The sequence below is a fragment of the Streptomyces sp. NPDC001515 genome (assembly GCF_053597115.1).
Map to the genome: position 1 here is coordinate 219,510 of NZ_JBSFHN010000002.1, position 24,119 is coordinate 243,628.

The window sequence follows — 24,119 nt, forward strand, 5'->3', positions numbered from 1 at the left end:
GCGCCTGCCGGCCCCCGCCGTTTCCGACCGTTCCCGCTGTCCCCGCGGTGCGGTCCGTGCGCCCCCCTGCCGGGTCCGGCGGAGGTGCCGGCTCGCAGACCCGGTGCGGCCCCGGGCCGCCCGCCCGGCGGGGCGATCGGCCCGGGGCCGGGGATCAGCCCTGCTGGCGGGACGGGCGGCGGGACCAGACCGGCCGGCGCGGCAGCCGCCACCGTCCGCTCAGGGCCGCGCGGCGTTCGGAGAGGGCCCACACCACCCGTACGGCCGAGCGCGGGGCGAGCGTCGCCCGGAGCCGGGTGAGGCGGTCGGCCGAGAGCCGCAGCCCCGCCCGGACCGTCCGCGCGTCCTGCGCCAGCCCCGGCATCGGACGCGGCTCCGGTGCGTAGAGCACCTGCTCGACCGAGCCGGCGACCCGGTGCACTGCGGCGGTCGCCTCGGTGTCCAGCCGGCCCTCCCGCGCCACCCGTTCGGCGGCTCTGCGCGGGGTCAGCGAATCGTCCGGCGCGATGCCGTGGTCCCACGCGGTGTCGGTGATCTCCCGCCAGGCCGCCAGCGTTCTCGCGGCGGTGTCCGCCGGGGTCCGGCCGGTGGAGGCACCGAGCCGGCGGGCCCGGACGCGGGTGCGCCAGAGCATCGGCAGCACCGGCAGCAGCAGGACGAGCAGGACCAGCAGGACCGTGCCGAGCACGGTGCCCACCGGGGTCCCCGGGTCCTGCGGAGCCACGATCCCCGGCGCGGCCGAGCCGCCGCACTCGCCCTGGCGGCGCATCTGCGCCGGGCAGCTCTCCGAGGCGGACGGCGTGGCCGCCGCTGCCGCCGAGGGATCCGTGTCCGGCTGCGCCGGATCCGCGGTGTCTCCCGTCGGGGCGTCCGGCAGGGTGTACGACGGGGTCGAACCACGGGTCGGGGTCGGCTCGAAGCGGGTCCAGCCCACGCCCTCGAAGTACAGCTCGGGCCAGGCGTGCGCGTCGCGCAGCCCGACGGACATCGCCCCGTCGGACGTGGGCGCGCCGGGGGTGAAGCCCACCGCGACCCGGGCCGGGATGCCCAGCGTCCGGGCCATCGCGGCCATCGTGAACGAGAAGTGGACGCAGAAGCCCCGCCGGTCCCGCAGGAAGCGGCCGATCGCGGCGCTGCCCGTCCCCGAGCTCACCGAGGTGTCGTAGGTGAACCCGCCGTCCGAGGCGAAGTAGTTCTGGATCTTCACCGCCCGCTCGTAGGCGTTGGACGCCCCCTTCGTCACCTCCTCGGCGGTCTGCCTGACCACCAGGGGCAGCGTGTCCGGCACCCGGGTGTACTCCCGGAGCAGGGCCTCCGGCGGCGGGCCCGCGTTCGCGAGCTGCTGGGCCGTCGGCTGCACCAGCAGGCTGGAGACCTCGTAGCGGGCCCCGCCGGTCGTCTCCCCGTCGTCCCCGACGAGGGTGCGGCCCTCCGGCTCGTACCGCCACTTGCCGCCGACCCGCACCTCGGTCGCCGGATAGGGGAGCGGCAGATAGGTCTGCCGATAGGAGCCCGCGGCGGAGATATTGGTGCGGATCTCCGTCACGGCGACGTCGGAGGCCAGTCCGGCCGGCTGCGGGAGCCGATCCGGGACGTCCTTCAGCCGGCGGGTGGAGGCCCGCCACTCGTTCCCGTTGAACTGGTCCAGCGCCAGGATGCGGAGGTAGAAGTCCTGCACACCGGTCGCGTTGGTGCGGTACGACATCACCTCCCGGTTCTCCGGCTGGTTGAGGTTGTTCTGCAGCGAGACCAGCGGGTTGACCGCCGAGATGGTGCCGCCACCGCCGCCCTTGCCGTTCCCGGCCCCCGCGCCCAGCAGCATCCCGTTGTCGAGTGCGGGCAGGGCGGCCGGCACGACCAGGGCGATGCCCAGGGCCAGGGCGCCGATGCGCCGGCCCGTGCGCACCGGGGCGAGCGCCCGTCCGCTCTCCAGCCCGGCCGACGAGGTGCCCCGGGGCCGGGCCGCCCCCGCGAAGACCCGCCCCCACTGGGAGAGCCGGTCCCGGCCCTCGGCCAGCAGCAGGAGCAGATATCCGGAGGCGGCCAGCAGGAACCACAGCCAGTCCGCGCCGCCGTCGGAGAGCCCGGCGGCCACGGAGTACAGCGCGAGCAGCGGCAGGCCGGCCGGCGCCGCGCTGCGGAAGGTGACCGCCAGCGCGTCCACCAGCAGCCCGACCACCAGCACCCCGCCCACCAGCATCAGCCGGATGCCCTCGGTGGCCGGTGCCGGGATCGCGTACCGCCCGACGTCGTCCGCACCCGCGTTGAGCAGATCCGCCAGCCGCTGCACCGACAGCGGGCCGGGCAGGAACCCCGCCGGCGCCTGCTCCCGGGCGAACGCGGCGGTCAGCAGGAGCACCGTCACCACCGCCTGCCCGGCCACGATCAGCAGCCTGGGCAGGGGGATCCGCCGTCCGAGCGCCCCCACGCCGACCTGCACGGCCAGCAGGAGGGCCGCCTGCAGGATCCAGGTGACCGGGTCGACCAGCGGCAGCATCGAACACGCCGCCATCAGCGTCGCCGCGAAGGCGCAGAGCGCCAGCCGACCACGACCGCTCATGAACGTCCCCTCATGACCAACCATCCGTGAAACCCGTCGTCCCGCCCGCCGCGCCGGACTGGGTGAGGGCGCCGTGCCGGCCCGCCTGCTGCCACAGCCCGGCCAGCTCCGCGCCCGGCGGGACCGGCACGGCCGTCCACCCCGCCTCGCGCAGCCGGCGCAGCCGCTCCCCGGCCGCCGTGTCCGTCGCGGGCCCCTCCTCGTGCGCCCAGGCGGCGCTGTCCAGGACGAACGCGACCGCCCCGCCGCTGCGCTGGCGCATCCGGGCCGCCACCGCCGCCTGCTCCTCGTCCAGATCCCCGAGGAACGCGATCAGCAGACCCTCGTCGCCCCCGCGCAGCACGTCGTACGCCCGGGAGAGGCCGCCGCCCTCGGAGTGGTCGACGACGGCCAGGGCGTCCATCATCAGACCGGCCGACTCCGCGGAGTCCTGGGTGGAGCCGGCGAATCCGCTCTCGCCCGTGCCCGGCACCGAGGTGCCGTCGTCCGTCAGCAGCCGGACCGCGAAGCCCCGCTCCAGCATGTGCACCAGCGCGGAGGCCGCGCCGGAGACCGCCCACTCGAAGGCCGAGTCGGGACCCGCGCCCCGGAAGGCGATCCGCCGGGTGTCCAGCAGCACCGTGCACCGGGCCCGCTGCGGCTGCTCCTCGCGGCGCACCATCAGCTCGCCGTAGCGCGCGGTGGAACGCCAGTGGACGCGGCGCAGATCGTCGCCGTGCCGGTAGCCGCGCGGGATGACGTCGTCCTCACCGGCCAGCGCCAGCGTGCGCTGCCGCCCCTCGCCGTAGCCGGACGACTCGCCGGCCAGCCGCACCGGTGGCAGCGGCTCGGTGCGCGGCACGACCACCAAGGTGTCGTACGCGCTGAAGGAGCGGGTCAGCTCGCACATCCCGAACGGATCGCTCAGCCGCAGCTGGAGCGGTCCCAGCGGATAGCGCCCGCGCAGATCCGACCGCACCCGGTACGAGACCTCGCGGCGTCCGCCCGCCTCCACCCGGTCCAGCACGAAGCGGGGCCGGGGACCGAGCACGTAGGGCACCCGGTCCTGGAGCATCAGCAGTCCGGTGGGCAGCCGCGAGACGTTGTCCATCCGCAGGTGGACCCGCGCCTCGGAGCCCGCGGGGACCCGGGACGGGGAGAGCCTGCGGGTGCCCGCCACCCGGTAGCGCGTGCGGTAGAGCACCGTCGCGCAGACCAGCGGCAGCACCGCGAGCAGCAGCCCGACCCGCAGCAGGTCGGCCTGGCCCAGCACATACGCGCAGACCGCGGCGGCCACACCGGCCGCGAGGAACGACCGGCCCCGGGTGGTCAGACCGCCCAGGGCGGCCCGCAGACCCCCCTTGTCGTCGCTCTCGTCCGTCCCGGGCGGCCCCCCGGCAAAGGACATCAGAGCCGCCGCGCGCCGGGCTGCGGCCGGCCGCCGTACCCCGCGCCCTGCTGGTGCGGGGGAACGGCGGCGCCGCCCGGGGCCGTGGGCACGGGGGTCTGCTGGAGGATCTCCCGGACCACCTGTTCGGCCGTACGCCGGTTCAGCTGGGCCTGGGCGGTGGGCAGCAGCCGGTGCGAGAGCACCGCGCCGGCCAGCGCCTGCACATCGTCCGGCAGGCAGTAGTCCCGGCCGTTCAGCGCGGCGGAGGCCTTGGCGGCGCGCAGCAGGTGCAGGGTGGCGCGCGGCGAGGCGCCCAGCCGCAGGTCGGCGTGGCCACGGGTGGCCCCGACCAGCTGCACCGCGTACCGCCGGACGGCCTCGGCCACGTGGACCGTGCGCACCGCCTCGATCAGCTTGGCGATCTCGTGCGCGTGCGCCACCGGCTGGAGGTCGTCGAGCGGGGAGACGCCGCCGTGCACGTCGAGCATCCGCAGCTCGGCCTCCGCGCTGGGATAGCCGATCGACACCCGGGCCATGAACCGGTCGCGCTGCGCCTCGGGCAGCGGGTAGGTGCCCTCCATCTCCACCGGGTTCTGCGTGGCGACCACCATGAAGGGGTCGGGCAGCTCGTAGGAGTGGCCGTCGACGGTGACCTGACGCTCCTCCATCGACTCCAGCAGCGCGGACTGGGTCTTCGGCGAGGCGCGGTTGATCTCGTCGCCGATCACGATCTGCGCGAAGATCGCACCCGGCTTGAACTCGAACTCGCGGCGCTGCTGGTCGAAGACGGACACCCCCGTGATGTCCGAGGGCAGCAGGTCCGGCGTGAACTGGATGCGCCGCACCGAGCAGTCGATGGACCGGGCCAGCGCCTTGGCGAGCATGGTCTTGCCGACGCCCGGGACGTCCTCTATCAGCAGATGGCCCTCGGCGAGCAGCACGGTCAGCGCCAGGCTCACGACCTCCGGCTTGCCCTCGATCACACCCTCCACCGACCTGCGCACCCGCTCCGCTGTGGTGGTCAGATCTGTGAGGCTCGCTCGATCGTCATAGGTCGTCACCCGGCCCTCCTCGGCCCCTGCCCCACGCTCGCCAGGAGCACGGGTTCCCCAGTCACGGGCCGGCGCCCTCGTACGGCCCGGCCCACCCCGAAACGCGGACACCGCGCCGGACGGGTCCGGCGGGGTGTCTCTCCCGCATTCTTGTTGCCGTTACCGCTTCGTGTCACTCGCCTGTGGACAACCGGGGTCGAAATGTCGGATCGGGAGGGATTTTCCCCGCCGGACGCGTGGGCGCCGGCGGGGTTCCGTCAAGAAACCGGAAGGATCTCGCGCAGCAGTCCGGTCGTCACGTCGAAGACGAAACCGCGCACGTCGTCCGTGTGCAGCAGGAACGGCGAGGTGCGGACCCGCTGCATCGACTGGCGGACGTCCTGGTCCGCGTCGCTGTAGGCCTCCACCGCCCAGGCCGGCCGCTGGCCGACCTCCATCTCCAGCTCGTGGCGGAACTCCTCGGTGATCGACTCCATGCCGCAGTTGGTGTGGTGGATCAGGATCACGCTGCGGGTGCCGAGCGCGCGCTGGCTGATCGACAGCGAGCGGATCACGTCGTCGGTCACCACACCGCCGGCGTTGCGGATGGTGTGGCAGTCGCCGAGCGCCAGACCGAGCGCCTTGTGGAGGTCGAGACGGGCGTCCATGCAGGCGACGACGGCGACGCGGAGCACGGGCTTGGCGTCCATGCCGGGGTCGGTGAAGTCGGCGGCGTACTGGACGTTCGCCTCGACCAGCTGGTCGGTGACGGTACCGCCGGTGCGGGTCTGGCCCGCTGCAGGGGAGTGCGCAGAAGTCGACATGCTCTAGACGTTAGTGCCCGGTGGCCCCGTCGGCGTGGTGGGGAAGCGGACAAAGAACGTCAACGACACTTGTTGTGAGGTAACCCACAAGCCTCACGCCCCGTCACCCGCCCGGGTGAGCGACCCGGGGCCCGACGCGCTGCCGGGTTGATTGATCGGGAATCGATCGAATGGCAGGGTGGACTAAAGTGACGGGAAGTTACCGACACCCTGCACATTCCGATGTTTTCCCCGTGTGCGCGGCGTACGTACGGCCCGGCCCTCTCCCGCTCGCCGGTCGGCTGACGCCCCTTCCCCGGCGCCGGCGGACCTCCCCTTCGCGAGCGGGCGGGGACCAGGCCGTACGTGCAGCGCCCCCGGGACCTGAGCCTGAGAGGGCGCATGAGCCAGACCCGACACGTCCCGGTGATGCTCCAGCGGTGCCTGGACCTGTTGGCCCCGGCTCTGGAGGCACCGGCCGCGCCGTCACCCGTCGTCGTCGACTGCACCCTCGGGCTCGGCGGCCACAGCGAGGCCCTGCTCTCCGCCTTCCCCACCGCCCGGCTGATCGCGCTCGACCGGGACAAGGAGGCGCTGCGCCTCTCCGGCGAGCGGCTCGCCCCCTACGGCGACCGCGCCACCCTGGTGCACGCCGTCTACGACGAACTCCCCGAGGTCCTGGAGCGGCTCGGCGTTCCCCGGGTCCAGGGCGTGCTGTTCGACCTCGGCGTCTCCTCCATGCAGCTCGACGAGGCCGACCGCGGCTTCGCGTACGCCCAGGACGCGCCCCTCGACATGCGCATGGACCAGACGACCGGCATCGGGGCGGCCGAGGTGCTGAACACCTACCCGCCGGGCGAACTGGTCAGGATCCTGCGCGCGTACGGCGAGGAGAAGCAGGCGAAACGGATCGTCTCCGCCGTCGTCCGCGAACGCGAGAAGGAGCCGTTCACCAACAGCGCCCGGCTGGTCGAGCTGATCCGCGACTCCCTGCCGCAGGCCGCCAAGCGCACCGGTGGCAACCCCGCCAAGCGCACCTTCCAGGCCCTGCGCATCGAGGTCAACGGCGAACTGGCCGTCCTGGAGCGGGCGATCCCGGCCGCCGTGCGCAGCCTCGCCGTCGGCGGGCGCATCGCCGTCCTCTCGTACCACTCGCTGGAGGACCGGCTCGTCAAGCAGGTGTTCGCGGCGGGCGCCGCGAACACGGCCCCGCCCGGTCTGCCGGTCGTCCCCGAGCGCTACCAGCCCCGGCTCAAGCTGCTCACCCGGGGCGCCGAACTGCCCACCGAGGAAGAGGTCGCCGAGAACCGGCGCGCCGCCCCCGCCCGGCTGCGCGGCGCCCAGCGCATCCGTGAGGACGAGCGATGAGCGGCCCGCTCGCACGGACCCGGGCCGGTACGGGAGCGGCGCGGTGAGCACCCCGGCGGGCCGGCTGAAGGGGCGCGCGGCACGGCTCGGCAGGCTGATGCCCGCTGGGCCGAGCAAAGCGGCCCGGACCCCGTTCGTGCTGCTGGTCGTGGTGCTCCTCGGCGGCGGCCTGATCAGCCTGCTCCTGCTGAACTCCGCGCTCAACGAGGGCTCCTTCCGGCTCAGCGAACTGCGCAAGCGCACCACCGAGCTGACCGACGACCAGCAGGCCCTCCAGCGCGACGTCGACCGGGCGTCCGAGCCCGACGCGCTCGCCCGGCGCGCCCGGGAGCTGGGCATGGTTCCCGGCGGCAGCCCCGTCTTCCTCGGCCCGGACGGCACGGTCCGAGGCGTGCCCTCCACCGCCAGTGCCGAGCCCACCCCGGCCGAGCCCAAGCCGTCCCCCTCCGAACCGGTGTCCCAGGCCGCCCCGACGGCCTCCGGACAGCCCCGGCCCACCCCCGCCCCGTCGGCCTCCGCCACGGCCCCCGCGAGCGGTGCCCCGGCCGTGCCCGGAGCCTCCGCCACCCCGCGTACCACGGCGGTACCGACCTCCCCGAGCCCCGGCAGGTGACGCAGTGCCCTCCAAGGAACCACCGCGCCGCAGGGTCCCCGGCCCGGCCCGTCCGCGCGGCGTGGCCGCCCGCTCCGGACGGCCCGACCCGCGCAGGCGGCCCGCACCGGCCCCGCGCGGCCGCGCCGGACAGGCCCCCCGCTCCTCCCGCCCGCTGCGGCTCGGCAGCCCGCGGCCCCGGCTGCGGCTGGTCAGCCTCGCCCTGACGCTCGTCATGATCGCCTTCGTCGTCCGGCTCCTCCAGGTCCAGGCCGTGGACGCCGGGGCGTACGCCGCCAAGGCCGAGAAGAACCGCTATCTGAGCTACACGGTGGCGGCCGAGCGCGGCGAGATCACCGACCGCAGCGGCATCGCGCTGGCCACCAGCGTCGACGCGTACGACATCACCGCCGACCCCAAGATGTTCACGCCCGAGGACAGCAAGGCCCCCGACGCGCCCCAGCAGGCCGCCGCGCTGCTCGCGCCGATCCTCGGGACGGACGCGGCCGGGCTGGCCGAGAAGCTCTCCAAGCCGAAGAGCCGGTACGTCGTGCTGGCCCGCCGGCAGACCCCGCAGGTCTGGAAGCAGATCAAGGACCTCAAGTCCGTCTTCGCCGAGAAGGCCGACAAGGACAAGGCGGCCGGCGGCCCCGGCGCCAATGTGCTGGCCGGCGTCTTCCAGGAGTCCACCACCAGACGCGTCTACCCCAACGGGGGACTCGCCGCCGGGATACTGGGCTACGTCAACGCCGAGGGCAAGGGCGCCGGCGGCCTGGAGTCGCAGCTGGACAAGGAGCTCGCGGGCCAGGACGGCACCATCAAGTACGCCCAGTCCGGCGGCCGCCGCGTGCCCACCGCGGGCACCAAGGAGGTCCCGGCCGTGCCCGGTTCCGACATCGAGCTGACCATCGACCGCGACATCCAGTGGGCCGCCCAGAAGGCCATCTCCGACCAGGTGAAGAAGTCGAAGGCCGACCGGGGCTACGTCGTTGTCCAGAACAGCCGCACCGGCGAGGTTCTCGCCATGGCCAACGCCCCCGGCTTCGACCCCAACGACCTCTCCGGCGCCGACAGCGCCTCCCTGGGCAACGCGGCCCTCCAGGACGCCTACGAACCCGGCTCCACCAGCAAGGTCATGTCCATGGCCGCCGTCTTGGAGGAGGGCGTCGCCACCCCCCTCACCCATGTCACGGTGCCCAACCGGCTGCAGCGCGGCGACCGGCTCTTCAAGGACGACGTCGACCACATCACCTGGTACCTCACGCTCAACGGCGTCCTGGCCAAGTCCAGCAACATCGGCACCATCCTCGCTACCGGACAGCTCGGGAAGACCCAGCCCGAGGCCAACAAGGTGCTCTACTCCTACCTGCGCAAGTTCGGCCTCGGCTCACCGACCGGCCTGGACTACCCCGGCGAGACCCCCGGCATCCTCGCCAAACCGCAGGACTGGTCGATCTCGCAGCAGTACACCATCCCCTTCGGCCAGGGACTCTCGCTCAACGCCATGCAGGCCGCGTCGATCTACTCGACCATCGCCAACGGCGGGGTGCGGATCGAGCCGACCCTCGTCCGCGGCACCAAGGGACCCGACGGCCGGTTCACCCCCGCCGAGGCGCCCGAGCAGACCCGGGTCGTCAGCGAGAAGACCGCCAAGACCCTCGCCACCATGCTGGAGTCGGTGGTCGGCGACGAGGAGGGCACCGGTACCAAGGCGAAGATCCCCGGCTACCGGGTCGCCGGCAAGACCGGTACGGCCAACCGGGTCGACCCGGTGCGCGGCGGCTACCACGGCTACACCGCCTCGTTCGCCGGATTCGCCCCCGCCGACGACCCCCAGATCACCGTGTACTGCGCGATCCAGAACCCCACCAGCGGCGGCCACTTCGGCGGCCAGATCTGCGGACCCATCTACAAGCAGGTCATGGAGTTCGCGCTGAAAACGCTCCAGACAGCCCCCTCGGGGAGCGAACCGGCCCGGCTGCCGGTGTCCTTCAAACCCGGCGAGTAACGCGCGGAGACCACCAGTGACAACCATCACCCCCGATCCCGGGAACCGGAACGGGAACCCCCACCCCCCGGCCCCCTCACTTCGCGAGAGGCCGGGTGCGCCCGGTACGCTCACCGCCGTGCCCCACGCTGAACAGTCCCGAACCACCCCGAAGGACGCCCCTGTGAACTACCCGGGAGCGCCCCGCCCGGAACGGCTGCGGCCGACCTCCCTGGTCACGCTGGCGAAGCTGCTGGGAGTAGAACCACCGGGCACCGGAGACGTCACCGGCATCACCCACGACTCCCGTGCGGTACGCCCCGGGGACGTCTACGCGGCCCTGCCCGGCGCCCGGCTGCACGGCGCCGACTTCGCCGGCCAGGCCGCCGGTCTCGGAGCCGCCGCGGTCCTCACCGACCCGGCCGGCGCCGAACGCGCCGCCGCCGCCGGACTCCCGGCACTCGTCGTCGAGGACCCGCGCGGCCGGATGGGCGAACTCGCCGCCGAGATCTACGGCCATCCCGGCGCGGACCTGCTCCGCATCGGCATCACCGGCACCTCCGGAAAGACCACCACCGCGTATCTGATCGAGGGCGGCTTCCGCGGCGCCGGCCGCGCCACCGGCCTCATCGGCACGGTGGAGACCCGCATCGGCGACGAGCGCATCAAGTCCGAGCGCACCACGCCCGAAGCCACCGACCTCCAGGCCCTGTTCGCGGTGATGCGCGAACGCGGTGTGGACGCGGTGACGATGGAGGTCTCCAGCCACGCCCTGGTGCTCGGCCGGGTCGACGGCTGCGTCTTCGACGTCGCGGTCTTCAACAACCTCAGCCCGGAGCACATGGAGTTCCACTCCGACATGGAGGACTACTTCCAGGCCAAGGCGCGGCTGTTCACCCCGCGGCGCAGCCGGCGGGCCGTCGTCAACCACGACGACGCGTACGGCCGCCGGCTGGTCACCGAGGCGACCGTCCCGGTCACCACCTTCTCCGCCGAGGGCCACCCGGACGCCGACTGGCGCGCCGACGACGTCCGCGTCGGACAGCTCGGCTCCACCTTCACCGCCGTCGGGCCCAAGGGCGAGCGGATCGCCGCCGCCTCCCCGCTGCCCGGCCCCTTCAACGTCGCCAACACCCTCGCCGCGATCGTCGCGCTGGCCGTCGCGGGCGTCGACCCGCAGACCGCCGCCGACGGCATCGCCGCCGTCCCCGGGGTGCCGGGCCGGCTGGAGCGGGTCGACGCCGGACAGCCGTACCTGGCCCTGGTCGACTACGCGCACAAGACGGACGCCGTCGAATCGGTGCTGCGCTCGCTGCGCAAGGTCACCAAGGGCCGGCTGCACATCGTCCTCGGCTGCGGCGGCGACCGCGACACCACCAAGCGCGGCCCGATGGGCGCGGCGGCGGCCCGGCTCGCCGACACCGCCGTGCTCACCTCCGACAACCCGCGCTCCGAGGACCCGCTGGGCATCCTCGCCGCCATGCTCGCCGGCGCCGCCGAGGTCCCCGTGCACGAACGCGGCGACGTCCTGGTCGACGCCGACCGGGCCGCCGCCATCGCCGCCGCCGTCCGCCGCGCCGGACCGGACGACACCGTGCTGATCGCCGGCAAGGGCCACGAACAGGGCCAGGACATCCACGGAGTGGTCCGCCCCTTCGACGACCGGCTGGTCCTGCGCGAGGCCATCGAACGGTCCCGGGGCCACGAGAACGCCACCCACGAGAACAACAGTCAGGGATGACCAAGTGATCGCCCTTTCCCTCGCCGAGATCGCGGACATCGTCGGCGGGCAGCCGCACGACATACCGGATCCGGCCGTCACCGTCAGCGGACCCGTCGTCATCGACTCCCGGGAGGTGAAGCAAGGCAGCCTCTTCGCCGCGTTCGCCGGCGAACGCGTCGACGGCCACGACTACGCGGCGCGCGCCGTCGAGGCGGGCGCGGCGGCCGTCCTGGCCACCCGCCCGGTCGGCGTCCCCGCGATCGTCGTGGACGACGTGGTGGCGGCGCTCGGCGCGCTCGCCCGGTCCGTCGTCGAGCGCCTCGGCAGCACCGTCGTCGCGCTCACCGGCTCCGCCGGCAAGACCTCCACCAAGGACCTCATCGCCCAGCTCCTGGAGCGCAAGGGCCCCACCGTCTACCCGGCCGGCAACCTCAACAACGAGATCGGCCTGCCGCTCACCGCCCTGCGCGCGACCGCCGAGACCCAGCACCTGGTGCTGGAGATGGGCGCCCGCTACATCGGGGACATCCGCTACCTCACCGGACTCGTCCCCCCGCGCGTCGGCCTCGTCCTCAACGTCGGCAGCGCGCACATCGGGGAGTTCGGCGGCAAGGAGCAGATCGCCCAGGCCAAGGGCGAGATGGTCGAGTCCCTCCCCGAGGACGGTGTCGCGGTCCTCAACGCCGACGACCCCCTCGTCCGCGCCATGTCCTCCCGCACCAAGGCCCGCGTGGTCCTCTTCGGCGAGGCCGCGGATGCGGACGTACGGGGCGAAGACGTGCGCCTCACCGCGGACGGACGCCCCGCGTTCCGGCTCCACACACCCACCGGGTGCAGCGATGTGACCATGCGCCTGTACGGTGAGCACCACGTGTCGAACGCGCTCGCCGCGGCCGCCGTCGCCCATGAGTTGGGCCTGTCCGCAGACGAGATCGCCGTGGCGCTCTCCGAGGCGGGCACCCTCTCCCGCTGGCGCATGGAGGTCACCGAGCGTCCGGACGGCGTGACGTTCGTCAATGACGCCTACAACGCCAACCCCGAATCCATGAAGGCCGCACTGCGTGCGCTGGTCGCCATGGGGAAGGGGCGTCGTACGTGGGCGGTGCTCGGCCAGATGGCCGAGCTCGGCGACGCCTCGCTCGCCGAGCACGACGCGGTCGGACGGCTCGCCGTCCGGCTCAACGTCAGCAAGCTCGTCGCGGTCGGGGGCCGAGAGGCATCCTGGCTGCAACTGGGCGCATACAACGAGGGTTCGTGGGGTGAGGAGTCGGTGCTTGTGTCCGACGCACAGGCTGCCGTCGACCTGTTGCGCAGGGAACTGCGCCCGGGAGACGTCGTGCTGGTGAAGGCGTCCCGGTCGGTCGGCCTGGAGCAGGTGGTAACGGCACTGCTGGAGAGCGCGACCGAGGGCGAGGTCGCGGGCCGATGAGGCAGATCCTCTTCGCGGGAGCCATCGGGCTCTTCCTGACCCTGGTCGGCACCCCGCTGCTGATCAAGCTCCTGGCCCGCAAGGGATACGGGCAGTTCATCCGGGACGACGGCCCGCGCACCCACGGATCGAAGAAGGGCACGCCCACCATGGGCGGCATCGCCTTCATCCTGGCGACGCTCATGGCCTACGTCCTGGCCAAGGTCATCACCGGCGAGGAGATGCGCTTCTCCGGTGTGCTGGTCCTCTTCCTGATGACCGGCATGGGCCTGGTCGGCTTCCTCGACGACTACATCAAGATCGTCAAGCAGCGGTCGCTGGGTCTGCGCGCCAAGGCCAAGATGGCCGGCCAGCTGATCGTGGGCATCGCCTTCGCGGTGCTCTCGCTCCAGTTCGCCGACGCCCGCGGCAACACCCCGGCTTCCGACAAGCTCTCGTTCGTCGAGGACTTCGGCTGGTCGATCGGCCCGGTGCTCTTCGTCGTCTGGGCGCTGTTCATGATCCTCGCCATGTCCAACGGCGTGAACCTGACGGACGGTCTGGACGGCCTGGCCACCGGCGCCTCGGTGATGGTCTTCGGCGCGTACACCTTCATCGGGCTCTGGCAGTTCCAGGAGTCCTGCGCCAACGCCGCCACCCTCACCAACCCGAGCGCCTGCTTCGAGGTGAGGGATCCGCTCGACCTGGCGGTCGTGGCCTCCGCGCTGATGGGTGCCTGCTTCGGCTTCCTGTGGTGGAACACCTCGCCCGCCAAGATCTTCATGGGGGACACCGGTTCGCTGGCGCTCGGCGGCGCGCTCGCCGGCCTCGCGATCTGCTCCCGCACCGAATTCCTGATGGCGATCCTCGGCGGCCTCTTCGTGATGATCACGATGTCCGTCGTCATCCAGGTCGGCTCGTTCAAGATGACCGGCAAGCGGGTCTTCCGGATGGCCCCGCTCCAGCACCACTTCGAACTCAAGGGGTGGTCCGAGGTCCTTGTGGTGGTCCGCTTCTGGATCATCCAGGGCATGTGCGTCATCGTCGGCCTCGGCCTCTTCTACGCAGGATGGGCAGCCAAGAAGTGAGCAACGCGGACTGGCGGGGCAAGCGCGTCACGGTCGCCGGACTCGGGGTCTCCGGGATTCCTGCGGCCCGGGTGCTGCACGGCCTCGGCGCCGTCGTGACCGTGGTCAACGACGGCGACGACGAACGCTCCCGCGAGCAGGCGGCGGAGCTGGAGGCGCAGGGCATCGCCGTGCGCCTCGGCGACGGCGACGCCCTGCCGGAGTCCACCGACCTCGTCGTCACCGCCCCCGGCTGGCGGCCCGACAAACCGCTGTTCGCCGCGGCCGCCGAGGCGGGCGTCCCGGTCTGGGGCGACGTCGAACTCGCCTGGCGGCTGCGCGGACAGGACGGCCGCGAGCCCGCGCCCTGGCTCGCGGTCACCGGCACCAACGGCAAGACCACGACCGTACGGATGCTCGCCTCCATCCTGGAGGCCGCCGGGCTGCGCACCGCCGCCGTCGGCAACATCGGCGTCTCGCTGCTGGACGCCGTGCTCGGCGAGGAGACGTACGACGTCCTGGCCGTCGAGCTCTCCAGCTACCAGCTGCACTGGGCGCCCTCGCTGCGCGCCCACTCCGGGGCCGTGCTCAACCTGGCCCCCGACCACCTCGACTGGCACGGTTCCATGGAGGCGTACGCCGCCGACAAGGGCCGGATCTACGAGGGCAACAGGGTCGCCTGCGTCTACAATGCGGCGGACCGGGCCACCGAGGACCTGGTGCGCGAGGCGGACGTCGAGGAGGGCTGCCGGGCGATCGGCTTCACCCTCGCCACCCCCGGCCCCTCCCAGCTCGGCGTGGTCGACGGCATCCTCGTCGACCGGGCCTTCGTGGCCAACCGGCAGAAGCAGGCCCAGGAGCTGGCCGAGGTCGCGGACGTGAACCCGCCCGCCCCGCACAACATCGCCAACGCGCTCGCCGCCGCCGCGCTGGCCCGCGCCTTCGGCGTACCGCCGACCGCCGTGCGCGACGGACTGCGCGCCTTCCGGCCCGACCCGCACCGCATCGAGCACGTCGCGGACGTCGCCGGGGTCGCGTACATCGACGACTCCAAGGCCACCAACACCCACGCCGCCGAGGCGTCCCTCGCGGCCTACGACCCGATCGTGTGGATCGCCGGCGGCCTCGCCAAGGGCGCCACCTTCGACGAACTGGTCAAGGGCTGCGCGGACCGGCTGCGGGGCGTCGTCCTGATGGGCGCCGACCGCGCGCTGATCCGCGAAGCCCTCGCGCGACACGCGCCCGAGGTCCCGGTGACCGACCTCGACCGGACCGACACTGGGGCGATGTCCGAGGCGGTCCGCGAGGCGGCACGGCTCGCCCGGCCGGGAGACACCGTACTGATGGCCCCGGCCTGCGCCTCGATGGACATGTTCGTCAACTACAACAAGCGGGGCGAGGCCTTCGCGGACGCCGTCCGCGCGCTGGCCGCCGAGAACGCCTGACGGACCCGGCCTCCACGCCGTACCGTCCCGGAGCGACCGGGACGCGTACGGCTGCGCGGGGTCCGGGGTCTCGGCACCGGAGCCCCGGGCACGAGCAGTGGAGGGGACAGGGACCATGCCGGCCGACGAGAGCTCCGCCGCACCCGGCGCAGACCGCTCGCGGAGCCGTCCGGCGTCCAGCCGGACGCTCCGACCGCCCCTTCTCGCGACCGCGGGAGCCCCCCTCCCGGCCGGGGCCGCGCGGCGCGTCCGCGCGGCCGCCGCCGGGACCCGGCGGCCCCCGGCGGCCCGCTCCAGGACCTCCGGCGGCTCCCGCTCGCCCCGGGGCGGCGGGGTGCGACGGCTGTACGAGCGGCTGAGGCGGGCCTGGGACCGCCCGCTGACGGCGTACTACCTCATCCTGGGCGCCGGGCTGCTGATCACCGTGCTCGGGCTCGTGATGGTCTACTCCGCCTCGATGATCAAGGCGCTGGAACTCGACAAACCGGGCACGTACTTCTTCCGCAAGCAGTTCCTCGCCGCCGTCATCGGCGCCGGACTGATGGCGATGGCGGCCCGGATGCCGGTCAAGCTGCACCGGGCCCTGTCCTATCCGCTGCTGATGGGCGCCGTCTTCCTGATGGTCCTGGTCCAGGTGCCGGGGATAGGGATGTCGGTCAACGGCAACCGGAACTGGCTCTACCTGGGCGGGCCCTTCCAGCTCCAGCCCAGCGAGTTCGGCAAGCTCGCGCTGGTGCTGTGGGGGGCCGATCTGCTGGCCCGCAAACAGGACAGGAGACTGCTGACCCAGTGGAAGCACCTGCTGGTGCCGCTGGTCCCGGTCGCCTTCATGCTGCTCGGGCTGATCATGCTCGGCGGTGACATGGGCACTGCGATCATTCTCACGGCCGTGCTGTTCGGCCTGCTCTGGCTGGCCGGGGCGCCCACCCGGCTGTTCGCGGGGGTCCTCGCCGTCGCCGGAGCGGTCGCGTTCCTGCTGATCAAGACCAGTCCGAACCGGATGTCCCGGCTCGACTGCATGGGGGCCAGCGAGCCCGGCCCGGGGGGCTCCTGCTGGCAGGCCGTGCACGGCATCTACGCTCTGGCATCGGGCGGATGGTTCGGTTCCGGACTCGGTGCGAGTGTGGAAAAATGGGGCCAACTTCCCGAACCGCACACCGACTTCATCTTCGCCATCACCGGGGAGGAACTGGGGTTGGCGGGGACGCTGTCGGTGCTCGCCCTCTTCGCGGCTCTAGGCTATGCGGGTATCCGCGTGGCCGGACGCACGGAGGACCCCTTCGTGAGGTACGCGGCGGGAGGTGTGACCACCTGGATCACGGCCCAGGCCGTGATCAACATCGGTGCGGTGCTCGGTCTGCTGCCGATCGCCGGTGTCCCGCTCCCGCTGTTCTCGTACGGGGGGTCGGCCCTGCTGCCGACCATGTTCGCAGTCGGGCTGCTGATCGCGTTCGCGCGAGCGGATCCCGCCGCCAAGGCGGCCCTGGCCACGCGGAGGCCCGGGGTGAGATGGAAGACGATGAGACGGCGCGTCAAGAAGCGTCCGTCCGGAGAGCGGTGAATTTCGGTGCATGTCGTACTCGCCGGTGGGGGGACCGCCGGCCACATCGAGCCCGCGCTGGCCCTCGCGGACGCCCTGCGCAGGCAGGACCCGAGCGTGGGCATCACCGCCCTCGGCACGGAGCGCGGACTGGAGACCAGGCTCGTACCCGAGCGGGGGTACGAACTCGCCCTGATCCCGGCCGTACCGCTGCCCCGTAAACCCACGCCCGAGCTCATCACCGTCCCGGGCCGGCTGCGCGGCACCATCAAGGCCGCCGAGCAGGTCCTGGAGCGCACCAGGGCGGACTGCGTCGTCGGCTTCGGCGGCTACGTGGCGCTGCCCGGCTATCTCGCGGCCAAGCGCGCCGGAGTGCCGATCGTGGTCCACGAGGCCAACGCCCGGCCCGGACTGGCCAACAAGATCGGTTCGCGGTACGCGCACGGTGTCGCCGTGTCCACCCCGGACAGCAAGCTGCGCGGCGCCCGCTACATCGGCATCCCGCTGCGCCGCACCATCGCCACCCTGGACCGGGCCCGGGTCCGCCCCGAGGCCCGCGCGGCCTTCGGCCTCGACCCCAACCTGCCCACGCTGCTGGTCTCCGGCGGTTCGCAGGGCGCCCGCCACCTCAACGAGGTGGTCCAGCGGGTCGCTCCGCTGCTCCAGCGCTCGGGCATCCAGATCCTGCACGTGGTCGGCCCGAAGAACGAATTGCCGCGCGCCGACAACATGCCCGGGATGCCGCCCTACATCCCGGTACCGTACGTGGACCGGATGGACCTCGCGTACGCCGCGGCCGACATGATGCTCTGCCGCGCGGGCGCGATGACCGTCGCCGAACTCTCCGCCGTCGGGCTGCCCGCCGCCTATGTCCCGTTGCCCATCGGCAACGGCGAACAGCGGCTCAACGCCCAGCCGGTGGTCAACGCCGGCGGTGGCCTGCTGGTGGACGACGCGGCGCTCACCCCCGAGTGGGTGCAGGGCAACGTCCTCCCGGTCCTGGCAGATCCGCACCGGTTGTACGAAATGTCCCGCGCCGCCGCCGAGTTCGGCCGCCGGGACGCCGACGACCTTCTGGTCGGCATGGTGTACGAGGCGATTGCCTCACGCCGAGGCGCGTGAGGCGGACGGGTCCGGGGGCGCCGAGGCCCCCGGACCCCGCGTAAGGAGCGAGCGTGGCCGGACCGACGACCGCCCAGCGCGGTGCAGGGCAGCAGCAGGAGACCCCGGACGGCCCGCCGGGCCCGGGGCTCCGGGGGCGCCGGATGTCCCGGCGCACCCTGCTGATCGTGAGCGCGGCCGCCGTGCTGCTGCTCGGTGCGGGCACGGTCTGGGCGCTCTACGGCTCCTCCTGGTTCCGCACCGAAGAGGTCAGGATCACCGGGCTCGACGTCCTCGCGCCGGACGAGGTGGAGGCCGCGGCCGCGGTGCCGATGGGCGCCCCGCTCCTCTCCGTGGACACCGGTGCCGTCGCCGAGCGGTTGCGCCAGAAGGTGCCTCGTATCGATTCGGTGGATGTCGTGCGGTCATGGCCGCACGGCATCGGACTTAAGGTGACCGAACGACAGCCGGTCCTGTTGGTGAAAAAAGGGGCGAAGTTCGTCGAAGTGGACGCCGAAGGTGTGCGTTTCGCGACGGTGGACAAGGCCCCCGGGCGCGTACCCCTGCTGGAGCTGATCCCCGATCAGTCCGCGAGCCTGCGCCGCTTCGGCAGCGACCGGCTGGTGCGGGAGGCGGTCCGGGTCGCCGGCGATCTCCCCGACGGGGTCGCCGAGGACACCCGGGTCGTGCGGGTCGCCTCGTACGACGCGATCTCCCTGGAACTCTCCGGGGACCGCACGGTGTTCTGGGGGAGCGGTGAAGAAGGTGTGGTGAAGGCGAAGGTCCTCACCGCGCTCATGAAAGCCTCTCCCAAAGCGGGACACTTCGACGTGAGTGCGCCCACCGCTCCCGCGGTGTCAAGCAGTTGACGCGTATTCGTCCTGGCCAGCACCCTGGTTGGTCAGCGCTACGGGTGATCACATAGGGTGAAAAGAAAAACGGGAGGTTCGGCGTGTTCGTTGAACGGGCGCCACTTGTCGACTTAGTGTCCTGTTCGGAAGAGTCCATGAAGCAGACACACTGGTAACCCTAAACTTCAAGGTTAGGGTTCGGGTCGGCATTCGGACCGTCCCAATCGGCATCCGTCGTCGCGGCGGGACCACCGCGAAGCGACGACACGTAACTCGAGGCGAGAGGCCTTCGACGTGGCAGCACCGCAGAACTACCTCGCAGTCATCAAGGTCATCGGTGTCGGCGGCGGTGGTGTCAATGCCATCAACCGAATGATCGAGGTCGGCCTCAAGGGCGTCGAGTTCATCGCGATCAACACGGACGCACAGGCGCTGTTGATGAGCGACGCCGACGTCAAGCTCGACGTCGGCCGTGAACTCACCCGGGGCCTGGGCGCCGGGGCGAACCCGGCCGTCGGTCGCAAGGCGGCAGAGGACCACCGTGAGGAGATCGAGGAGGTCCTCAAGGGGGCCGACATGGTCTTTGTCACCGCGGGCGAGGGAGGCGGCACCGGTACCGGTGGCGCACCCGTCGTCGCGAACATCGCGCGCTCGCTCGGCGCCCTGACGATCGGCGTGGTCACCCGCCCGTTCACCTTCGAGGGCCGGCGCCGCGCCAACCAGGCGGAGGACGGCATCGCCGAACTCCGCGAAGAGGTCGACACCCTCATCGTCATCCCCAACGACCGGCTGCTGTCCATCTCGGACCGCCAGGTGAGCGTGCTCGACGCGTTCAAGTCGGCCGACCAGGTCCTGCTCTCGGGTGTCCAGGGCATCACCGACCTCATCACCACCCCGGGTCTGATCAACCTCGACTTCGCCGACGTCAAGTCGGTCATGTCCGAGGCCGGATCGGCGCTCATGGGCATCGGCTCGGCCCGCGGCGACGACCGCGCGGTGGCCGCCGCGGAGATGGCGATCTCCTCGCCGCTCCTGGAGGCGTCCATCGACGGCGCCCGCGGTGTCCTGCTCTCCATCTCCGGCGGCAGCGACCTCGGTCTCTTCGAGATCAACGAGGCCGCCCAGCTGGTGAGCGAGGCGGCGCACCCCGAGGCCAACATCATCTTCGGCGCGGTCATCGACGACGCGCTGGGCGACGAGGTCCGGGTCACCGTGATCGCGGCCGGCTTCGACGGCGGACAGCCGCCGGCCCGCCGGGACAACGTCCTGGGTTCGGCCTCCGCCAAGCGCGAGGAGCCGGCCCCGCCGGTCCGGGCCGCGGAGCCGGTGCGCCAGAGCGGCGGGCTGGGATCGGTGCCGCCGCGCGAGGAGCCGCCGGTCCAGCCCGAGCCGGTTCCGGTGGCCCACGAGACGCACGTCGCGCCGGTCGTCCCGCCGCACGTGCCGCCGGCCCGGCCCTACCAGGACTCCCAGGCCGAAGAGCTGGACGTCCCGGACTTCTTGAAGTGATAGGTCCGCACCACGCTGTGAACGCGAAGGAATCCATTTCTTCGGAAGGCGGCGCTCACTTCTCCTTCACCGACAGGTGGGGCGGGGTGAGCGCCGCTCCGTACGCGGAGCTCAATCTCGGCGGCGCGGTCGGCGACGACCCCGCCGCCGTTCTCGCCAACCGGGAGCGGGCCGCACGGGCGCGCGGACTCGATCCGGCGCGGGTCGTCTGGATGAACCAGGTGCACGGCCGGGACGTCGCGGTGGTCGACGGCCCCTGGGGCGAGGACCGCGAGATCCCCGCGGTGGACGCGCTGGTGACCACCCGGCGCGGGCTGGCGCTCGCCGTGCTCACCGCCGACTGCACCCCGGTTCTGCTCGCCGATCCGGTCGCCGGAGTCGTCGCAGCCGCACACGCGGGCCGTCCGGGACTGCTCGCCGGAGTCGTGCCGGCGGCCGTCGAGGCCATGATCGGACTCGGCGCCGAGCCCGGCCGGATCATCGCCCGCACCGGGCCGGCCGTCTGCGGCCGGTGTTACGAGGTGCCGGCCGTGATGCGCGACGCGGTCGCCGCCGAGGTCCCCGCCGCCCGGTCCGAGACCAGTTGGGGCACCCCGGCCGTGGACGTGACCGGGGGCGTCCTCGCCCAGCTCGCGGATCTCGGCGTCACCGACCGGCGGTCCTCGACCGTGTGCACACTCGAATCCGGTGACCACTTCTCGTACCGACGCGACCGCACCACCGGGCGGCTCGCCGGATATGTCTGGTTGGACTGATAGGGCATGACGGAACGCAAGCAGCAACTCGCCGCGAATCTGGCACAGGTGGAGGAACGCATCGCGTCCGCCTGCGCCGCCGCCGGTCGCAAACGGGAAAAGGTGACGCTCATCGTGGTCACCAAGACCTACCCGGCGAGCGATGTGCGAATCCTGCATGAACTCGGTGTGCGTCATGTCGCCGAGAATCGTGACCAGGACGCGGCGCCCAAGGCCAGCGCATGTGTGGATCTGTCCCTCACGTGGCACTTTGTCGGTCAATTGCAGACCAACAAGGTTCGATCCGTGGTCGGTTATGCCGATGTCGTGCAGTCGGTCGACCGTACGAAGCTGGTGACCGCGCTCTCGGGCGCGGCCGTGCGTGCCGGGCGCGAACTCGGCTGCCTCGTCCAGGTCGCGCTCGACGCGGAGAGCGGCGAGCGCGGTGAGCGCGGCGGGGTCGGGCCGGACGGGATCGAGGAGTTGGCCGACGCGATCGCCGACGCGCCCGGACTGCGGCTCGACGGACTGATGACGGTCGCGCCGCTCGCCGGGCCGTTCGCCGGACGGCAACGGGCCGCCTTCGACCGGCTGATGGAATTCTCATCCCGGCTGCGCGGGAACCATCCGGCTGCGAACATGGTCTCTGCGGGAATGAGCGCGGACCTAGAGGAAGCGGTGGCGGCCGGAGCGACACATCTACGCGTCGGTACTGCGGTACTCGGAGTACGCCCCAGGCTCGGGTAACGTCGCCAAGCAGGTCGGACCACAGCAGAAAATATGGTCATTACCGCCCATGGCGGGCAGGCCGGAGTGGATCGCGGGCACTTGGTGACGGAAGCCGATCCACCACAGAGCGGAGGACTCAGAGCATGGCCGGCGCGATGCGCAAGATGGCGGTCTACCTCGGCCTCGTGGAGGACGATGGGTACGACGGTCCGGGGTTCGACCCCGACGACGAATTCGAACCCGAGCCGGAGCCCGAGCGCGACCGGCGCCGGCATCAGCCCGCGCACCAGGCGGAGCGGGAGCGGGAGGAGCCGGTCCGCGCGGTCCAGCCGCCGGCCCCCCGGGAGCCGGTCCAGATCCCCGCGGAGAGAGAGCGACCCGCCCGGATCGCACCCGTGGCATCCATCACACCTGAACGCCCGAACCTGGAGAAGAACGCACCGGTGATCATGCCCAAGGTCGTGTCCGAGCGGGAGCCGTACCGCATCACCACGCTGCACCCCCGGACGTACAACGAGGCCCGTACCATCGGGGAACACTTCCGTGAGGGCACTCCGGTGATCATGAATCTCACGGAGATGGACGATACGGATGCGAAGCGACTTGTCGACTTTGCCGCGGGACTCGTCTTCGGTCTCCATGGCAGCATTGAACGTGTGACGCAGAAGGTGTTCCTGTTGTCGCCTGCTAACGTCGATGTCACGGCGGAGGACAAGGCCCGCATCGCAGAGGGCGGATTCTTCAACCAGAGCTGAGAACACGACACCGGGAACGAACCGGCCGGGAGGCCGGAGCTACGAGTCAGGGGAGAGGGAAGCGCGAGGATGGGCGTCGCACAAAGTGTTGTCTACATCGCGTTGATGTGTTTCCTCATCGTGCTGATCTTCCGGCTGGTCATGGACTACGTCTTCCAGTTCGCACGTTCATGGCAGCCGGGGAAGCCGATGGTGGTCGTGCTGGAGGCCACGTACACGGTCACCGATCCACCGCTCAAGCTCCTGCGGCGGTTCATCCCGCCGCTGCGTCTAGGGGGCGTGGCACTCGACCTGTCCTTCTTCGTTCTGATGATCATCGTTTCCATTCTGATCAGCATCGTGACCAGCGTGTGAGCGATACGGTCCTGCCGACTGCCGACGACTACGTAGAGGTGAAGAAGAGATGCCGCTGACCCCCGAGGACGTGCGGAACAAGCAGTTCACGACGGTCCGCCTACGGGAAGGCTACGACGAGGACGAGGTCGACGCCTTTCTCGACGAGGTCGAGTCCGAGCTGACCCGCCTGCTCCGTGAGAACGAGGACCTGCGCGCCAAGCTGGCCGCCGCCACGCGTGCCGCCGCGCAGAACCAGCAGCAGCAGGGCATGCGGAAGCCGGAGCCGCAGGACCGTCCCGGTGCCCCGGTGCCCGCCGCCATATCGGGTCCGCCGGTCCAGCAGCAGCCCCCGCAGATGGGTCCCCCCCAGCTGCCCGGTGGTGCTCCGCAGCTGCCCGCCGGTCCCAGTGGTCACGGTCCCCAGGGCCCGCACGGTCCCGGCCCGCAGGGCCCGCACGGCCCCGGCCCGATGCAGGGCGGTCCCATGGGCGGCCCGATGGGCGGTCCCATGGGCGGTCACAACCCGCAGCAGCAGATGCAGCAGATGCAGCAGCCGCCGCAGATGCAGCAGCAGGGCCCCGGTGGCGACAGCGCCGCCCGTGTCCTCTCCCTGGCGCAGCAGACCGCCGACCAGGCGATCGCGGAGGCCCGTTCCGAGGCCAACAAGATCGTCGGCGAGGCGCGCAGCCGCGCCGAGGGCCTGGAGCGGGACGCCCGCGCCAAGGCCGACGCGCTGGAGCGGGACGCGCAGGAGAAGCACCGCGTGGCGATGGGCTCGCTGGAGTCGGCCCGCGCGACGCTGGAGCGCAAGGTCGAGGACCTGCGCGGCTTCGAGCGCGAGTACCGCACGCGTCTGAAGTCCTACCTGGAGAGCCAGCTGCGTCAGCTGGAGACCCAGGCGGACGACTCGCTGGCCCCGCCGCGCACCCCGGCCGCCGCGTCGCTGCCGCCGTCGCCCTCGCTGGCTCCGGCCGGTGCGGGTGCCATGGGCCACTCCATGGGCGGCAACCACGGCAACCAGCCGATGGGCGGCAACCCGTCCATGGGCGGCGGACCGTCCTACGGCGGTCAGCAGCAGATGACGCCCGCGATGACGCAGCCGATGGCGCCGGTGCGGCCTCAGGCGCCGCAGCCGATGCAGCAGGCCCCGTCGCCGATGCGCGGGTTCCTCATCGACGAGGACGACAACTGATCGGCCGGCGCGCGGTCAG

The 24,119-nt window shown here is 72.2% G+C and carries 20 protein-coding genes; 16 read left to right on the forward strand and 4 right to left on the reverse strand.

Going from position 1 to position 24,119, the window contains the following annotated elements:
- Positions 1-154: 154 nt before the first annotated feature.
- The 4 genes from ACWCXC_RS04605 to ACWCXC_RS04620 form a co-directional block, all read right to left on the reverse strand.
- On the reverse strand, positions 155-2,560 hold the full coding sequence (locus ACWCXC_RS04605) for a transglutaminase TgpA family protein (RefSeq protein WP_450886601.1): 2,406 nt from the start codon (positions 2,558-2,560) through the stop codon (positions 155-157).
- A gap of 10 nt (positions 2,561-2,570) precedes the next feature.
- Positions 2,571-3,947: a DUF58 domain-containing protein gene (locus tag ACWCXC_RS04610; protein WP_450886603.1), complete on the reverse strand. Its 1,377-nt coding sequence runs from the start codon at positions 3,945-3,947 to the stop codon at positions 2,571-2,573.
- A complete protein-coding gene (locus tag ACWCXC_RS04615) occupies positions 3,947-4,990 on the reverse strand; it encodes an AAA family ATPase (protein WP_450886605.1) in 1,044 nt (347 codons plus the stop codon). The genes ACWCXC_RS04610 and ACWCXC_RS04615 overlap by 1 nt, the downstream gene beginning before the upstream one ends.
- 248 nt (positions 4,991-5,238) lie before the next feature.
- On the reverse strand, positions 5,239-5,784 hold the full coding sequence (locus ACWCXC_RS04620; RefSeq protein WP_450685360.1) for a beta-class carbonic anhydrase: 546 nt from the start codon (positions 5,782-5,784) through the stop codon (positions 5,239-5,241).
- A gap of 381 nt (positions 5,785-6,165) precedes the next feature.
- Between ACWCXC_RS04620 and rsmH the strand changes: the two genes are divergently transcribed.
- The 16 genes from rsmH (at position 6,166) to ACWCXC_RS04700 (ending at position 24,100) form a co-directional block, all read left to right on the forward strand.
- Entirely contained in the window at positions 6,166-7,131 is a 966-nt protein-coding gene (rsmH, locus tag ACWCXC_RS04625) for a 16S rRNA (cytosine(1402)-N(4))-methyltransferase RsmH (RefSeq protein ID WP_450886608.1), read from the forward strand.
- A 43-nt stretch (positions 7,132-7,174) separates the two neighbouring features.
- On the forward strand, positions 7,175-7,744 hold the full coding sequence (locus ACWCXC_RS04630; RefSeq protein ID WP_450685358.1) for an FtsB family cell division protein: 570 nt from the start codon (positions 7,175-7,177) through the stop codon (positions 7,742-7,744).
- Positions 7,745-7,748: 4 nt separating this feature from the next.
- Positions 7,749-9,731 carry a peptidoglycan D,D-transpeptidase FtsI family protein gene (locus ACWCXC_RS04635; protein WP_450886610.1) on the forward strand — a complete coding sequence of 661 codons (1,983 nt, stop codon included), beginning with the start codon at positions 7,749-7,751 and terminating at the stop codon, positions 9,729-9,731.
- A gap of 16 nt (positions 9,732-9,747) precedes the next feature.
- A complete protein-coding gene (locus ACWCXC_RS04640; protein WP_450685356.1) occupies positions 9,748-11,451 on the forward strand; it encodes a UDP-N-acetylmuramoyl-L-alanyl-D-glutamate--2,6-diaminopimelate ligase in 1,704 nt (567 codons plus the stop codon).
- A gap of 4 nt (positions 11,452-11,455) precedes the next feature.
- Positions 11,456-12,862, forward strand: a complete 1,407-nt coding sequence (locus tag ACWCXC_RS04645; protein WP_450685355.1) for a UDP-N-acetylmuramoyl-tripeptide--D-alanyl-D-alanine ligase — start codon at positions 11,456-11,458, stop codon at positions 12,860-12,862.
- Positions 12,859-13,929, forward strand: a complete 1,071-nt coding sequence (gene mraY, locus ACWCXC_RS04650; protein ID WP_450685354.1) for a phospho-N-acetylmuramoyl-pentapeptide-transferase — start codon at positions 12,859-12,861, stop codon at positions 13,927-13,929. Before ACWCXC_RS04645 ends, mraY begins: the two co-directional genes overlap by 4 nt.
- Positions 13,926-15,353, forward strand: coding sequence for a UDP-N-acetylmuramoyl-L-alanine--D-glutamate ligase (gene murD / locus ACWCXC_RS04655; protein WP_450886678.1), 1,428 nt, complete (start codon positions 13,926-13,928; stop codon positions 15,351-15,353). Before mraY ends, murD begins: the two co-directional genes overlap by 4 nt.
- A gap of 115 nt (positions 15,354-15,468) precedes the next feature.
- Entirely contained in the window at positions 15,469-16,914 is a 1,446-nt protein-coding gene (gene ftsW / locus ACWCXC_RS04660) for a putative lipid II flippase FtsW (RefSeq protein WP_450886613.1), read from the forward strand.
- Between the two features lie 6 nt (positions 16,915-16,920).
- Positions 16,921-18,015: an undecaprenyldiphospho-muramoylpentapeptide beta-N-acetylglucosaminyltransferase gene (gene murG, locus ACWCXC_RS04665; protein ID WP_450680947.1), complete on the forward strand. Its 1,095-nt coding sequence runs from the start codon at positions 16,921-16,923 to the stop codon at positions 18,013-18,015.
- Between the two features lie 53 nt (positions 18,016-18,068).
- Positions 18,069-18,863: a cell division protein FtsQ/DivIB gene (locus ACWCXC_RS04670; RefSeq protein WP_450886615.1), complete on the forward strand. Its 795-nt coding sequence runs from the start codon at positions 18,069-18,071 to the stop codon at positions 18,861-18,863.
- Positions 18,864-19,139: 276 nt separating this feature from the next.
- On the forward strand, positions 19,140-20,354 hold the full coding sequence (gene ftsZ, locus ACWCXC_RS04675) for a cell division protein FtsZ (RefSeq protein WP_450680949.1): 1,215 nt from the start codon (positions 19,140-19,142) through the stop codon (positions 20,352-20,354).
- Positions 20,351-21,109 carry a peptidoglycan editing factor PgeF gene (pgeF, locus tag ACWCXC_RS04680; protein ID WP_450680950.1) on the forward strand — a complete coding sequence of 253 codons (759 nt, stop codon included), beginning with the start codon at positions 20,351-20,353 and terminating at the stop codon, positions 21,107-21,109. The genes ftsZ and pgeF overlap by 4 nt, the downstream gene beginning before the upstream one ends.
- Positions 21,110-21,115: 6 nt before the next feature.
- The gene (locus ACWCXC_RS04685) at positions 21,116-21,835 is read left to right on the forward strand and encodes a YggS family pyridoxal phosphate-dependent enzyme (protein ID WP_450886618.1); all 720 of its coding nucleotides are present in this window, start codon (positions 21,116-21,118) and stop codon (positions 21,833-21,835) included.
- Positions 21,836-21,960: 125 nt separating this feature from the next.
- The gene (locus tag ACWCXC_RS04690; RefSeq protein ID WP_450680952.1) at positions 21,961-22,572 is read left to right on the forward strand and encodes a cell division protein SepF; all 612 of its coding nucleotides are present in this window, start codon (positions 21,961-21,963) and stop codon (positions 22,570-22,572) included.
- A gap of 69 nt (positions 22,573-22,641) precedes the next feature.
- The gene (locus ACWCXC_RS04695) at positions 22,642-22,926 is read left to right on the forward strand and encodes a YggT family protein (protein ID WP_450680953.1); all 285 of its coding nucleotides are present in this window, start codon (positions 22,642-22,644) and stop codon (positions 22,924-22,926) included.
- Positions 22,927-22,975: 49 nt separating this feature from the next.
- The gene (locus tag ACWCXC_RS04700) at positions 22,976-24,100 is read left to right on the forward strand and encodes a DivIVA domain-containing protein (protein WP_450680954.1); all 1,125 of its coding nucleotides are present in this window, start codon (positions 22,976-22,978) and stop codon (positions 24,098-24,100) included.
- The last annotated feature ends 19 nt before the right edge of the window (positions 24,101-24,119 follow it).